This window comes from Butyricicoccus sp. (genome assembly GCF_977037065.1).
The window spans coordinates 35638-49752 of record NZ_CDRQNY010000007.1 but is presented as its reverse complement, the minus strand read 5'-3'; the positions used below and the strand labels follow the sequence as shown (position 1 = coordinate 49752).

The following is a 14115-nucleotide window of genomic DNA, read 5'->3' as shown; positions in this document are numbered from 1 at the left end:
CAGGGTGCGCCGAGGTCGCCGCACCCTGCGATATAGCTGTGCATTATCTTATAACTGCGTTTACCCCATCCAAACCAGCACCGCCATAACCGCCAGCGACACGATGACAAGCACCATATTGCCGCGCCAGATGCGCAGCAGTGCTGCACCGGTCTCGCCGCTTTCCTCGGCAACGTACTGCCACTGTTTTCTCCGACCGGGGTTCCAGAACCAGATAAAGCCGAACTCAGAGGCAATGCGCTGATAGTCCTCACCCGGCAGGCTGGTCTTGCAGTCGTTCAGAAAGCACCGTCCCAACCACAGCATATATCCGATGGCGCACAGTACACCGAGCAGCAGCGCAAGCATTTTTACGCTCGGTATGAGCCAGAACAAGGCAATCACACAGACGTCTGTAAGAATCAGGTTTTTGGTTACCTTCCACATGGAAACTGCTTTGCGATCCATACCGCTGCTCCTTTCTCGGGATAGGTTTGCATATCTGATGATAGATCGTGCAGGCTCATCACTTCTACACTCTTTTACACAGTTATTTTATCGGCACCTGCAGCGATTGATAAAACTGCAGACTTTCGAACCCGCGTCCGAGGTGATACTTGACATATTCCTCCGCCATATTGCAGAACTGCTCTCTGGCGGGTCCGCTGAGTGCGAACGCATAGACCTTGTTCGGCTCGGCTGTCAGCACATGAAGCATCGCCCGCAGGGTACTGTCCACAAGCTGTGCATAACCGCCGACTCTCCCCGCGCACTTTGCGTCCGCGGCTGTGCCCGCCCGAACGGAAAAGCACACCGGCGGGTTCTCTATCACCTCGCCGCACACACCGCACGAGGTTAAATCCGGTGCGTAGCCGCTCTCAGCCATAATGCGCCACTCGAAAGCTGCCTTGACAAGCTCGGGGTCGCGTTTGCCACCCTCGAGTGCGTATAGCGCGTACAGCAGCAGACGGCACAAGGCCGGATTGTCAAAATCCGGCACGGTCAGAGCGGTTGTCAGCTCGTTTAAGTAGCACGACAGCGCGTACTTCTCAATATCGCCTGCCAGCGCGAAAAACGAGTGTACCAGGTCGGCGTCCCGCAGGGTGTACCTGCCGCCGCGGTCCGACAGAATGAACTCGGAATAGCAGAGCTGCCGTGCCGCCGGATTTTGCTTTTTTCCGCGCCGCGCGTTCTTGCACAGGATTTCAATCCTGCGGCCGTCCTCGGTCAATGCAGTCAGATAGCGGTCAAAGTCACCGAAATCCACCTCGCGCAGACCGAGTGCCCGCAGCTTGACCTCGGCCATTTACTGATCCTCGTAGCCGAAGTTGCGCATCTGGTACTGGTTGTTTCGCCAGCCCTCCTTGACCTTGACCCACAGCTCAAGGAATACCTTGGCATCCAGCATGCGCTCGATGTCCGCACGCGCCTGCTGCCCGATTTCTTTCAGCATCGCGCCGCGCTTGCCGATGATAATGCCCTTGTGGCTGGCCTTCTCGCAGTAGATAACCGCGTTGATCTCCACCAGACCGTCCTCACGCTCGTTCCAACGCTCAATGCCGACGGCTACACCGTGCGGAACCTCGCGGTCGAGCAGGCGCAGCATCTTCTCTCGGATGATCTCGGCGACAAGCTGACGCTCGGGCTGATCGGATACCATGTCCTCCGGGAACAGCTGCGGGCCTTCGATGGCGTATTTGTCGATTTCGGTGAGCAGCTCCTCTACGCCCTCGCCCGTGCGTGCCGAGATCGGCACAACCGCGTCGAATTCATGCGCTGCCGCGTAGGTCGCAATGACAGCGAGCAGCTCTTCCTTCTTGACGGTGTCGATCTTATTGATGACGAGGATCGCCGGCATGTGATGCTGCTTGATCTGTGCGATCAGGGTTTCCTCGGCAGGACCGATGTTCGGAATCGGCTCTACCACCAGAACGGCAACGTCCACCTCGGAAACCGTGTCCGTCACCACCTTGCACATGTAGTCGCCCAGACGGGAGCGCGGCTTGTGCAGACCCGGGGTGTCCAGCAGAACATACTGCGTTTCACCGCGGCTGAGTACGCCCGTAATGCGCGTGCGCGTGGTCTGCGGCTTGCTCGATACGATAGCCACCTTCTGGCCCACCAGCTTGTTTGTCAGCGTGGATTTGCCCACGTTCGGCCGTCCTACAACGGATACGACCGCAGTTTTTGTAATTTTGCTCATTTATTTATCTCCAGTACAGTAATTGAGAATTGAGAATGGAAAATTGAAAATGTCGCTATCCTTGCGCGAGTTCCGTCCGCGCTGCGACGAGCTATCCTTGCGCGAGTTCCGTCCGCGCTGCGACGAGCTATTCTTGCGCGAGTTCCGTCCGCGCTGCGACGAGCTATTCTTGCGCGAGTTCCGTCCGCGCTGCGACGAGCTATCCTTGTGCGAATTCTCCATTCTCCATTATTATTGAATTCTTCCAAAGTGGAACACGAACCAGACAGCAATCGGCACGGTGACCACAACCGCCATGCCGAGCCACAGCCTATACCACAAGAATTTGATGGCTGCCGCAAGCACGCCGTTTCCGATAAAGATACACGCGCCGACCGCGACGCACGCTGCCGCGCACACAAACACACCTGCCGCCGCGATATCCTTCGCGTTGCGTACCATGCCGTCATATCCGCTCGCCTGCTTGTCGCACAGGCGCTCGATGGCGGTATTCAGCAGTTCCGCGCCCATAGTAAGGCCGAAGCAGATACACAGGATGGCCGCTTCGGTCATGCTCACGCCGCCGAACACGCCGAACAGGATGACGTAGAACGCCGCCGTCATGTGCACGCGGAAGTTGCGCTCGTCATGGATACACAGCCGCAGGCCGCGGAAGGCGTGCAGAAAGCTCTCGCTCAGTTTTCGGATATTCTTTTTCATGGCTCAGTCCCGCGTCAGTCCGAGGAACGCAAGGTTGTCCTCTTCCTTGCTGCGCATCAGGCGGGTGTCCTCGTCATTGCGCTCGTGGTCGTAGCCAAGCAGATGCAGCACGGAATGCGTGGTCAGGTATCCGCACTCTCTTGCAGGCGAGTGCCCGAACTGCTCTGCCTGCTCACAGGCGCGCGTGTAGCACAGGATCATATCACCGAGCATGACACAGCCGGAGTCCGGTTCGGCCTCCAACTCCTCCTGCGGCTCACCGTTGAGGAATTCGTACATCGGGAACGAGAGAACGTCTGTCACGGCATCCTTATTCCGGTACTCGGCGTTCATCTCGCGGATGGCGTCGGCATCGACAACGGTAACGTCGATTTCGGCGTCAAAGTCCACCTGCTCGCTCGTCAGCACGCGCTCCGCGCAGGTGCGAATGAGCTCGCGCACGCTGTTTTCGTCCGCTACCTCGGTTTCAAAGCCGATATTGATCTGATGGTTCATCATTTTCCCTCCTTGCGGCGGGTCGGAAGGCGCTTTCCTGCCGGTTTTGCGGCAGGCTTGCCCTTGCCCTTTTTGTTTTCGTACTCTGCATATGCCTTGACGATGCGCTGCACCAGCTCATGGCGCACAACGTCTTTTTCGGTCAGGAAGCACTGGGCGATGCCCTCTACGCCGTCCAGCACACGCAGCGCTTCGCGCAGACCGGACTGCTTGCCGTCCGGCAGGTCGATCTGGGTAATATCGCCCGTAATGACTGCCTTGGAGCCGAAGCCCAGTCGGGTGAGGAACATTTTCATCTGCTCGGGCGTGGTGTTCTGCGCCTCATCGAGAATGATGAAGCTGTCATCGAGGGTACGTCCGCGCATATACGCGAGCGGGGCAACCTCGATGGAGCCGCGCTCCTGATATTTGGTAAAATTGTCCGCGCCGAGCATGTCAAACAGACCGTCGTACAGCGGGCGCAGATACGGGTCTACCTTGCTCTGCAGGTCGCCGGGCAGAAAGCCGAGCTTCTCGCCTGCTTCGACCGCCGGACGGGTCAGGATGATGCGGGAGACCTGCTTGTCCCGAAAGGCCGCAACCGCCGCCGCAACAGCGAGATAGGTCTTGCCGGTACCGGCAGGGCCAACACCCATAACGATGGTGTTCTTGCGGATAGCCTCCATGTATTTTTTCTGACCGAGCGTTTTCGCCTTGACCGGCTTGCCCTTTGCTGTGATGCACAGCACATCGCGGCTCATCGTGTGGACCTCGCTCTCGCGGCCGTCCTTCGCCAGACCGATGACGTACTGCACGGTCTGTGTGCCGATGGATTCTCCTCGGCCTGCCATGGCCAGCAGCGCCGTAATCGCGCGTGCAGCGATGGACACGCCTTCGTCCTCGCCGGTGATTTTCAGCTCGGTTCCGCGGCTGATGACCGAGACGTTCAGTTCCCGCTCGATCTGCTTGATGTTTTCGTCAAATGCACCGAATACTGCCATCAGCAGCTCGGTCTGCTCGATTTGCATTACCTGTTCTATGGTTACACCCTCTTATGTTTAATTAGTAATTAGAGTTAGGAATTAAATGTTAGTTTTCATCCGTGCAAGGCAGGAGGCAGGCGTTTTCCCTGTCGTTACCTGCTCTCCTGCGGATAGTGTTTATCTATCAAATAAACTGTATGCAAGTGTATGTATCTGTTGCAATAACTCGTTCAACATACAGTTGCATACGGTTACATACAGTTAATTTTCATATATCTGCAGCAATACATGATGTTTTACCGTAGGGTGCGGCAAGGTGAATTGCGGCAACGCCGCAAGAGAAGGTGCCCTGAGGTACGACTCGGCGCACCGTTGTAAACGATCTGCACATTGCCTAACCGTAGGGGCGAACATTGTTCGCCCACACAACGTAAAATCATACGTTTTTCCAATTGTGAATCCAGTTTCCAACCGCGACAATCAGCCACACCACCGAAACCGCCGTCGGCAGAAACATTGCGGCAGCTGTGGACGTCATAAAATTCGTCACACCGAAAAACGGCACGAGGAACACGGTAAACGGCAGCAGCATCGAATTTGCCGGAAGGATATCCGTCGTCATAAGCAAACCGGCTGCCGCACCAATCGCAATCAGCGCCGATGCAATCGTCAGCAGACACATAGCGGCATTGCTTTTCCGCCATGCATACACCAGCAGCGATACCAGCACGATAAACACCGCGCTGACGCAGAATTTGCCTGCGCTCGCGGAACCGCCGTGAAGCCAGTCCGAGCCGTTAGCAGCAAATGCCGCTGCGGTGCTCAGTCCTGCGAGAATCGTCGCGGGTTTACGGTTCATAGGCGTCTCCTTTTCTGTCTCTACGGCACCTGCTCCATCTCCGCATTTTCCTCCGGAACGGTACTGTCATCCACGGCCTCGGTGCCGATCTGCTCCTCGGCGTGGACGGTGAGGTACAGCACTGCCGCGCCGTTCTGCTCGGTGAGCGTTTCGCTGTGGCTCGTCACCATGCCGTCGATATCCGCGGCTGTCTCGCCCAGTGCGCGCGACAGCATAGCCACCCGCACGTCCTCGGCGGTGCGCGTCGTCGGCTCCCGCTCGTAGAATGTATACGTTTGTGTGACCAGCGCCACCGGCAGCACCACGCTGTCCGACAGCCAAAAATGTCTGGTCGTTATTATTTTATCACAAGTGCCCCCTGCAATTCCACTGCCAATATAGAAATTTAACCGTTTATTTCCCATCACCAGTGCATATTGATGACGAATTTTACCCGTATACCGCTTTCTCTGCTCGGTGAGCGGCCGCGCTGCCCGAACCGTATGCGTGGTGTACGCCTGCACGGTGCCGTGCGCATGCGCTGTGCGGTACTTTCCGCCTTCGCGTGTTGGCTCGACAAGACCGCTGATGAGCGTATCGCCGGTCTGCACGGCATCTCCTGCCTGCACCATTGGCTGTCCCTCGAGCGCACGCACCTGCGTTACCACGCCGTCCCGCGCGGCCACCACCTTGGTGACCGCGTGCTCGTCCAGCACCTCCGGTGGGTCGGTACTGCCGTAGGCGACCACGGTCAAGCTGTTGCCCCGCAGATTGAGCGAGAAAAACGTGATATTCGGCTGCAGCTGCATCATCTTCCACCGTATCTGACGGGTGTTCAGGTCCTTGATGGGCATGCCGATATGCACCCCCATTTCGCTCAGCTGCTGCATGACAGCCGTTTCGTCTATCGCCGGTGCGATCTCGGTCTGTATCGCCCATACATGCGTGCCGAGCAGCCAGCACAACGCCGCGGCGAATACGGCTCCGCCCCAGAGCGCCGTACGCGGACACAAACGCGCCGCAAGGAACGGCAGACCGCGTTTCCGGAGAATATGCACGCGGCAGCCGGTGCGGCCCATGTGCCGCCTGAGCATCCGGAAATCCCGGATGGACAGGGTTGCGTGCAGCTCATTCCATGCCGTGCGGTCCATCTGCCGCAGCGTGATACCCTGCGCCGCGCACAGGTTGAGAAACCGCGTCAGGCTTGCGCCTGTCACGCGCACGCGCACCTGCCCGCAAGCCAGCAGCCACAGCCGCCCGATCATTCGCGCCCCTCCTTTCTCACTCGGTCGTAATGTATTCCACCGACGAGATCACGCCGATCACCGCCAGTTCGTCCATGGAAAGCGCCGTCAGTTCCAGGTCTGCACCCAGAATGCGTACCTCGCACCCGCGGCATCTGACGCGCAGGATGCTGTCGTCGTATTCCTGTATGCCGCAGTGGTTCTCCACGATCACCCGGCTGTCTCCGAGGATTTCCACGCGCGGGCGGTTTGGGTGGAGGTCCTCCATGAGTTCGGCGTATAAGTTATCTTTCAGCATATCGCGCCACCTTCATATCGCATTTTACCTTCTCCGTAGGGCAGGTATAACGGTATATGTTATGTATCAGCGTACTGAAACTTTCCTGCTTCTCATACACTGTTCCGAGGTGACGCTATGAAGCTGTTCTTATCGCTGGCTCTTTTTGCCGCGTTTTTGCTTTGCCCGACCGCCTGCGCGGATGGTGTCCGCGAGGGACTTTCCCTTGCTGCCGCGCAGGCTTTACCGGCTTTATTTCCGTTTTTCGTTATCAGCGGACTGCTTGTCCGCTGTGATACCGCGCGGCTGTCGCCGCTGCTGGCAAAGCCGCTCAGGCGATTATACGGCCTGCCGCCCGAGGCTGCGCCTGCTCTGGTGCTCGGACTCATCGGCGGGTATCCGGTCGGCGCCGCGACCGCATGTGCGCTGCTCTCCGAGAGTGTGCTATCCCGCGAAGCGGCAGAGCGCGTGAACCGGTTCTGCAACTGCGCCAGTCCGGGCTTCTGCATCGGACTGGTAGGGCTCGGCGTGTTCGGCTCCGCGCGGGCAGGCGCGATGCTGTACGGGATACATATCGTTTCGGCTTTGCTCGTCGGATTGTGTTTCGCGCGTACCCCGTTATCTGCCGTGTCGCAGCGTATCCATAACCGGAACCGCACCTCATTCCCTTCTATTTTCTGCGCGTCCGTACAGCAGGCAGCGTCCACGGCGCTGACCGTGACGGCGTTTCTGACCATGTTTTCCATCCTGCTGCGGCTGCTTTCGCCGGTTTTTGCACTTTTTCCATACGGAAACGTACTGGACGGCATGATCGAGCTGACCAACGGCTTAGACGAGCTGGCCGTGCTGCCGCTGCCGCGCAGAGCGCGGCTGACGCTTGCGTCCTTTCTGCTGGGATTTGGCGGACTGGCTGTGCAGTTTCAGGTGCGCGCGCTCGCGGAAGCACACGATTTGCCGGTGCGCGGCCTGTTTGCCGCAAAGCTGCTGCACGGTACGCTCGCAACTGTGCTGACGGCTTTCCTGTTTTCTCTCTCGCCTGCCGTGCTGACGGTTTCCTCACCGGAGCTGACACCGATATCGGTACGGTTCCGGTATACACTTGCTGTGCTGTTCGTTTCCGCTTTGTATCCAATTTGGGGGTGGAAAAAGCGCAGGAAATGATATATAATATTTTATATACGTCCTGTATTCACCGACACCACTCGGCAGGACACTTTTTCACCCGATTTTATCACGACTGGAGTGACCACGCATGAGGCTCAAAAAGCTGCTGCGAAAAAATATAGAACCGCGCTGCACCTACTGCGCGCACGGCTCTCCGCTGGCGGACGGCGAACGCATTGCCTGCCGCAAACGCGGTGTGGTAAACGGCACCGATCACTGCCGTTCCTTCCGCTATGATCCGCTGCGGCGCACACCGCCCAAGCCGGCGGTTCTGCGCGGGCACTTCACCGATGCCGATTTTTCTTTAGGAGATACCGATGAAGAGCAATAATTTCAAAAACCGTCTTACCGCACTCGCGCTGTGCTTTACGCTGCTGCTCGGTGCGGCGCCAATCACCCGCGCCTATGCCGTGAATGACGAGAGCGATACCTCATCGAGCCAGTCGGATTCCGACAGCACGGACACCTCGTCCACCGATTCGGGCAGCACGGATTCTGCCGGCAGCAAGGATTCCAAGGACACCAAGGACGCGACTGCTGACAACGACAAGGACGTTATCGCAGCGGCAAGTGAAGCGCCGGCTGTAACGGCTACCGCTGCCCTGCTCATCAGCCCGGATTCCGACATGGTGCTGTATGAGAAAAATGCGGACGAAAAGCGTTATCCGGCATCCACCACCAAGATCATGACCGCGCTGCTGACGCTTGAGAATGTCGAGGATCTGAACGAGACCGTCACCGCCGAACAGGGCGACTTCGCCAAGGTCACGTCGGACAGCTCGAACGCGGACATCAAGGTCGGCGAGACCGTGCGCGTCATCGACCTGCTGTATGCGCTCATGCTGCCGTCTGCGAACGAGGCGGCGTACATGCTTGCCCGCCATGTCGGCGGCACGAGCGAGCACTTTGTGGACATGATGAACACCCGCGCCGAGGAGCTTGGCTGCACCGGAACGCATTTCTGCAACCCGTGCGGTCTGCACGAAGAAGACCACTACACCACCGCCCGTGATCTGTACCTCATTGCCCGCGAGGCCATGAAGAACGACACGTTCACCAACATTATCGACACCGTGCAGTACCGCATGCCCAAGACCAACATGCACGAGGAACGCATCATCCTCACCACCAACCAGCTGATCTTCAGCTCGTTCAACCCGTGGTCGTACCCGTACAACAAGGGCATCAAAACCGGACATACCTCGCAGGCGGGCAACTGCTTTGTCGGCTACGCGGAGTACGGCGATGCCAAGCTGTATTCGGTCGTGCTCGGCAGTGCTACCTCGTCCAAGGAGTACCCGACGGTAGCGGCCAGCTTCACGGACACCAAATCGCTGTATCAGTGGGGCTTCACCCATTTCAAGACCAAGACCGTTGCGAAAAAGGGCGACACGCTCGCCCATGTCAAGGTAGACCTGTCCACGCAGACCGATCAGCTGGTGCTGACCGCGAAAACCGATCTGGTGGCGCTGCTCCCTGCCGATGTAGAGACCGATTCGCTGGAAGCGACACCCAATCTGCCGGAAGCCGTTGACGCGCCCATCAAGGCCGGCGATGTGATCGGCAGCATGACATACAGCTGCAACGGCACGTCCTACGGCACGGTCGAGCTGGTCGCACTCAGCGATGTGGAAATGAGTCGCGTGCTCTATTACTCGGACAAGCTGAGCCATTTCTTCCAGAGCACCGTGTTTAAGATCGTGCTGATCGCAGCCGCAATCTTCATCGTGCTGTACATCCTGTTCAACATCACATTCGGCGGAATCCGTCGCCGCCGTCGCCGCAAGGCGATGCGCAAGCGCTACGATAACGATGATTATCCGCGCAGACACCGCCGATAAACAATCGCATACCGGCGGTTCAGCGAACTGCAAATACAGAGGCGGACCCATGTGTCCGCCTTTCATCTTACCCCCCAAAATCATACGTCAAAAGGAGCCTTTTCCCATGCAAATCATCGCAGACCTGCATACCCACACCAATGTAACCGACCACGCATTCAGCACGCTCACCGAAATGGTGCAGGCGGCCGAGGACCGCGGTCTTGCGGCTATCGCCATCACCAACCACGGCCCCACCAATCCGGACGGCCCGCACGAGTGGCATTTTTCCAACCTGGACCTTATCCCGCGCAAGATTGGCAAGGTAACGGTCATTCGCGGCATTGAATTCGACATCACCGCTCCGGCAGGCGGCATCAACGTCATTTCCAACAAGAGTCTCAAGCCCGTTGAGTTTGCGCTCGCGTCCTTCCACGAGTGCATGTTCCCGCCGGCGGACAGCAGCGTGCACACGGCGGCGCTCGAGGCCATCCTGTACAACCCGTATGTCAACGCGTTCGGCCACCTCGGCAACTCCAACTTCCCGTTCGACCACGAGTACATCATCAGCCGCTGCAACGACCACGGCAAGATTGTCGAGATCAACAACGCGTCTCTGTCCATCCGTAAGGGCAGCCATGACAACTGCATGGACATCGCCCGCCTGTGCATGAAGTATGAGGTGCCTATCTCGGTGGACAGCGACAGCCATATCTGCTACCGCGTCGGTCATGTGGAGGGCGCACTGGAAATGCTCGAGGAGATCGGTTTCCCGGAGGAGCTGATCATCAACAGCAGTGTGGAGCGGCTGAACAACTATTTCAAGGGCCGCGGCCTGCATCTGTTCGACGAGGAGGATTTGCTGTGAGAATCGGTATTGATCTGGGCGGCACGACCGTCAAGGCGGCGCTCTGCACCGAGGACGGCACGCTGCTGTGCAAAGACAGCCTTCCGACCCGGACCGGCAACGCAGCCGGCCTGAAAACGGATATGAAAACGCTGGCGCTCTCGCTGTGCAGGGCGCACAGCTGTGCAGTAGAGGACGTAACGGCGATCGGCATCGGCGTGCCCGGCTCGTTTGACAAGAAAACCTGCACCCTGCGGTTCGGCACCAATCTGGGTCTGAATAACGTCAGCTTTGCGGATGCGTTTTTGCCTGAGTTCGGCTGTCCGGTGCATCTGGATAACGACGCGAACTGCGCCGCGCTCGGCGAAGCGACTGCCGGTGCGGCCAAGGGCACGCGCAACATGCTGATGGTAACGCTCGGCACCGGCGTTGGCGGCGGCATTATCATTAACGGCCAGCTGTACACCGGCTGCAACGGCATTGCCGGTGAGATCGGGCACATGGTTATCCGAAAAGACGGCGAGCCGTGCAACTGCGGACGGCGCGGCTGTCTGGAGGCGTACTGCTCGGCGGCTTCGCTCGTGCGGTTTGCCGAGCGTGCGCTCGAGGACGGACGAAAGAGCGTGCTTGCTGTACACAAGGGTCAGCTGAACGCCAAGCAGATCTGCGATGCAGTAGACGCAGGTGACGCGCTCGCGCAGGAGCTGTTCGACGAATACTGCGGCAATCTGGCGAACGGTCTGGCAAGTTTTGTCAATCTGTTCCAACCGGAGAGTATCGTGCTCGGCGGCGGACTGGCGGGCTATGGCGAAAAGCTGCTCGAGCCGCTGCGCATGCTTACTTTCCCGCAGACCTTCCGCGGTGAGGACCAAAATACCGAGATCGTCTGTGCGTCGCTCGGCAATGACGCAGGTCTGGTGGGCGCAGCGATGCTTGCAGAGTAATCGCTTGCGAAGCGAACGAATCTTGCCTGCCCGGCAGGGGCACAAGAGGGTAGACACCAAGGTGTCTACCCTCTTGCCCACCGCCGCGGGCGCGGCGAACCTCCCCGTCAAAGGTTGGCGCCTATTCGCACCTCTCCAGTGGAAAGTTAAACCAAAGAAAAACCGGCCGCTCACGCAGCCGGTTTCAATTTCACAAAATGCAGGGAATGTTATTCCTTGTTCAGTGCCTCCAGACGAGCCTTATTCGCTGCGATAACCTTTTCCTGTACCGGAACCGGTGCCTCATCGTAGCGCTCGAACTGGGAAACAAACGAGCCTCTGCCCTGCGTCATGGAGCGCAGCTTGATCGCGTAATCGCCAAGCTCTGCCATCGGGCACTCGGCTACGATCTCCTGCTTGCCGCCGTCGAGCGGATTCATGCCCATGATGCGGCCGCGGCGCTTGTTCAGATCGCCGATAACATCGCCCATGTAGGAATCCGGGATAACGACCTTGAGCGAGCATACCGGCTCGAGCAGTACCGGATTTGCCTCCGGGATACCGGCCTTGTATGCCAGACGTGCTGCCATCTTGAAGGACAGCTCGTTGGAGTCTACATCGTGGTAGGAGCCATCGAGCAGGGTTGCACGCAGGCCAACCATCGGGTAGCCGGCCAGAACGCCATGCTCCATCGCCTCGCGGATGCCCTTGTCAACTGCCGGATGGAAGTTCTTCGGCACGGAACCGCCGAAAATCTTCTCCTGGAACAGGTAATCGCCCTCGGCATACGGTGCAAATTCCATCTTAACGTGGCCGTACTGACCATGACCGCCGGACTGCTTCTTATGCTTGCCTTCTACCGTAACAGCCTTGCGGATCTTCTCGCGGTACGGAACGATCGGGTCGGTCAGCGTAACCTCTACGCCAAACTTATCCTTCAGCTTGGAGCACAGAACGTCCAGATGAATATCGCCGGCACCGGAGATCAGGTGCTGCTTGGTTTCCGGGTTAAACTCGGTATCGAAGGACGGATCCTCGTCACGCAGACGAGCAAGACCGGTGGAGATCTTCTCCTCAACGCCCTTTACCTTAGGCGCGATTGCCTGCGTGTAGCACGGCGGCGCAATCTCGATCGACTCAAGCTCAACCTTGCGAACGCTCATCGAAAGCGTATCGCCGGTCTTGGTGGTAACCAGCTTGGAAACGGCGCCGATGTCACCGCAGCCGATCACCGGAACCTCGGTCGTCTTTTTGCCGCATACGGTGAAGATGTGGCCCATCTTCTCGTTTGCATCGGCACGCTTGTTGACCAGCGTCATATCCTGCTTGACCTCGCCGGACATAACCTTAAAGTAGGAGAAGCGGCCGTACTGGTCAGCGACCGTCTTAAATACAAATGCACAGGCAGAGCCGTTCGGGGTGCAGTTGATCTCAATCAGCTCGCCCTTTTCGTCCTCGCAGATCTCGACCGGCTTTTCATCGGGAGACGGCATGTAGTCCGCAATGCCCTTGAGCAGTGCGTAGGAGCCGATACCGGTTGCAGCAGTGCCGCAGAATACCGGCGCGAGAACCAGATCCTTCACGCCCTGACGGATACCGGCAATCAGTTCTTCATCCGAGAACTCCTCACCTGCGAAGTAACGCTCCATCAGGTCCTCAGACAGCTCGGCGATGTTCTCGCACAGGGCTGCACGGTGCTGGTCAATACGGTCCTTCATGTTGTCCGGGATCGGGATCTCGACACGCTTGTTGCCTTCCATGCGGTACGCCTTGCGGATAACGCAGTCCACAATGCCGACGGTATCGCGGTTGCCCTCAAAAATCGGGACAACGATCGGCGCTACCGATACGCCGAACTGCTTCTGCAGCTTGTGCAGAGAGTTATAGTAATCCGAGTTTTCCTCGTCGATCTTGGAGATGTAGAACATACGCGGCATTGCGTGCTCCTCACAGTGAGCCCAAGCCTTTTCGGTGCCGACGCCCGGGCCGGACTTGCCGGTTGCGACGATCAGCGCGGACTCCGCAACGCGCAGTGCACACTGCACTTCACTTTCAAAATCAAAGAAACCCGGGGTATCGAGCAGATTGATCTTGCAGCCGTTCCACTCTACCGGCGCTACAGCCGTGGAAATGGAAAACTTGCGCTTGATCTCTTCGGGATCAAAGTCACAAACCGTGTTGCCGTCCGCGATCTTGCCAACGCGGTCGGTTACACCGGCGATATTGAGCAGGCTCTCGACCAGCGAGGTCTTGCCGTCGCCGCCGTGACCCATCAGACATACATTACGGATCTTGTTAACCGGATAATTCGCCATAGTTTATATTACACTCCCCTGCCCTAACCTGTTATCGTGCCCTGCCGGCACGTTATACTCCTGGGCGCTTTGTTTCGCGGGAGCGATCCTCTCTTTGCGGGATCGTTCCCCTTCTTCGTTATTATACACCACATAAGCCAGGTATGCAAGCTGTTTTTTGTGCAATTTTCATGTAGCATTTTTCACAACGCCGTCGAATAACAGCGGCGGCCACTTAGTGTACGTTTCGCACACATTCTGATAAAAAATCCGAATTTTCCTTTGTTTTTTGCATTTCTGAAAGATTTTCAGCGAAATCACTTACTTTTGTTCATTTCTTACAAATAAAATAATATAATTTTAGTGCTAC

Annotated in this window: 15 protein-coding genes; 5 read left to right on the top strand and 10 right to left on the bottom strand. The window is 57.7% G+C overall.

Annotation, left to right across the window (positions count from 1 at the left end; genetic code table 11):
• Positions 1-60: 60 nt before the first annotated feature.
• The 9 genes from ACWVX6_RS04285 to ACWVX6_RS04245 form a co-directional block, all read right to left on the bottom strand.
• Positions 61-447, bottom strand: a complete 387-nt coding sequence (locus ACWVX6_RS04285; RefSeq protein WP_455152438.1) for a hypothetical protein — start codon at positions 445-447, stop codon at positions 61-63.
• 82 nt (positions 448-529) lie between these two features.
• On the bottom strand, positions 530-1285 hold the full coding sequence (gene recO / locus ACWVX6_RS04280; RefSeq protein ID WP_455152437.1) for a DNA repair protein RecO: 756 nt from the start codon (positions 1283-1285) through the stop codon (positions 530-532).
• The gene (gene era / locus ACWVX6_RS04275; protein WP_118760298.1) at positions 1286-2182 is read right to left on the bottom strand and encodes a GTPase Era; all 897 of its coding nucleotides are present in this window, start codon (positions 2180-2182) and stop codon (positions 1286-1288) included.
• Positions 2183-2413: 231 nt separating this feature from the next.
• Positions 2414-2881 carry a diacylglycerol kinase family protein gene (locus ACWVX6_RS04270; RefSeq protein WP_118285623.1) on the bottom strand — a complete coding sequence of 156 codons (468 nt, stop codon included), beginning with the start codon at positions 2879-2881 and terminating at the stop codon, positions 2414-2416.
• A 3-nt stretch (positions 2882-2884) separates the two neighbouring features.
• A complete protein-coding gene (ybeY, locus tag ACWVX6_RS04265; protein WP_116705409.1) occupies positions 2885-3376 on the bottom strand; it encodes an rRNA maturation RNase YbeY in 492 nt (163 codons plus the stop codon).
• The gene (locus ACWVX6_RS04260; protein WP_118285624.1) at positions 3376-4383 is read right to left on the bottom strand and encodes a PhoH family protein; all 1008 of its coding nucleotides are present in this window, start codon (positions 4381-4383) and stop codon (positions 3376-3378) included. Before ACWVX6_RS04260 ends, ybeY begins: the two co-directional genes overlap by 1 nt.
• A gap of 391 nt (positions 4384-4774) precedes the next feature.
• On the bottom strand, positions 4775-5197 hold the full coding sequence (locus tag ACWVX6_RS04255; protein ID WP_455152436.1) for a hypothetical protein: 423 nt from the start codon (positions 5195-5197) through the stop codon (positions 4775-4777).
• A gap of 20 nt (positions 5198-5217) precedes the next feature.
• Complete coding sequence (locus ACWVX6_RS04250) at positions 5218-6441, bottom strand: sporulation protein YqfD (RefSeq protein WP_455152435.1); 1224 nt, start codon at positions 6439-6441, stop codon at positions 5218-5220.
• Positions 6442-6457: 16 nt separating this feature from the next.
• Entirely contained in the window at positions 6458-6718 is a 261-nt protein-coding gene (locus tag ACWVX6_RS04245; protein WP_116705406.1) for a YabP/YqfC family sporulation protein, read from the bottom strand.
• Between the two features lie 117 nt (positions 6719-6835).
• Here ACWVX6_RS04245 and ACWVX6_RS04240 point away from each other — a divergent pair, with 117 nt between their 5' ends.
• The 5 genes from ACWVX6_RS04240 (at position 6836) to ACWVX6_RS04220 (ending at position 11472) form a co-directional block, all read left to right on the top strand.
• On the top strand, positions 6836-7858 hold the full coding sequence (locus tag ACWVX6_RS04240; protein WP_455152434.1) for a nucleoside recognition domain-containing protein: 1023 nt from the start codon (positions 6836-6838) through the stop codon (positions 7856-7858).
• A gap of 91 nt (positions 7859-7949) precedes the next feature.
• A complete protein-coding gene (locus tag ACWVX6_RS04235; protein WP_110436314.1) occupies positions 7950-8192 on the top strand; it encodes a hypothetical protein in 243 nt (80 codons plus the stop codon).
• Positions 8179-9702: a D-alanyl-D-alanine carboxypeptidase family protein gene (locus ACWVX6_RS04230; protein ID WP_455152433.1), complete on the top strand. Its 1524-nt coding sequence runs from the start codon at positions 8179-8181 to the stop codon at positions 9700-9702. Before ACWVX6_RS04235 ends, ACWVX6_RS04230 begins: the two co-directional genes overlap by 14 nt.
• 106 nt (positions 9703-9808) lie before the next feature.
• On the top strand, positions 9809-10549 hold the full coding sequence (locus ACWVX6_RS04225; RefSeq protein WP_195386612.1) for a phosphatase: 741 nt from the start codon (positions 9809-9811) through the stop codon (positions 10547-10549).
• Positions 10546-11472 carry an ROK family protein gene (locus ACWVX6_RS04220; RefSeq protein ID WP_455152432.1) on the top strand — a complete coding sequence of 309 codons (927 nt, stop codon included), beginning with the start codon at positions 10546-10548 and terminating at the stop codon, positions 11470-11472. Before ACWVX6_RS04225 ends, ACWVX6_RS04220 begins: the two co-directional genes overlap by 4 nt.
• A gap of 209 nt (positions 11473-11681) precedes the next feature.
• Here the strand turns inward: ACWVX6_RS04220 and ACWVX6_RS04215 are convergent, their stop codons facing one another.
• Positions 11682-13766, bottom strand: a complete 2085-nt coding sequence (locus ACWVX6_RS04215; protein ID WP_188885423.1) for an elongation factor G — start codon at positions 13764-13766, stop codon at positions 11682-11684.
• Positions 13767-14115 lie beyond the last annotated feature (349 nt).